Raw genomic sequence first — 446 nt, 5'->3', positions numbered from 1 at the left:
GGTACTTGCAAAAGCTCTTGATGTTCCAACATTTAGTTTTTTACTTGAAGAAAATAATACAGACGATTTAATTGTACGTTCTCATAAAAGAAAAAAAATGATTATCGATAATTTATCATATGAATTGTTATCACCTGATTTCACAGGAAATTTAGCAACAGCAATTATGACTATCCCACCAAATACTGCTTCATCAGAAAATGTTCTAGAACATAAAGGTGAAGAATTAGCATTTGTATTAGACGGAAAAATCACATTGCACTTAAATGAAGAAGAATACACACTAGAAACTGGTGATAGCGTAAAAATACCAGCTTATTTAAAACATAAATGGGTAAATCAATTCGAGAAAAATGCGATTGTTTTATTTTCTGTTACTCCGCCGATTTTTTAATTCATGTGATGATACAAAAATAGCCATGCATGGAGGATGCTCTCCGTACACG

At 31.6% G+C, this 446-nt stretch carries 1 protein-coding gene; it reads left to right on the top strand.

Going from position 1 to position 446, the window contains the following annotated elements; translation table 11 throughout:
• Positions 1–394, top strand: a 394-nt coding sequence (locus AC1DJR_RS33450) for a cupin domain-containing protein (protein WP_477004619.1), incomplete at its 5' end; no start/stop codon positions are given.
• Positions 395–446: the final 52 nt, after the last annotated feature.

The organism is Bacillus sp. 05T31 (assembly GCF_056396725.1).
The sequence above is the reverse complement of the archived record's forward strand: the minus strand, read 5'-3'. Positions and strand labels throughout refer to the sequence as shown.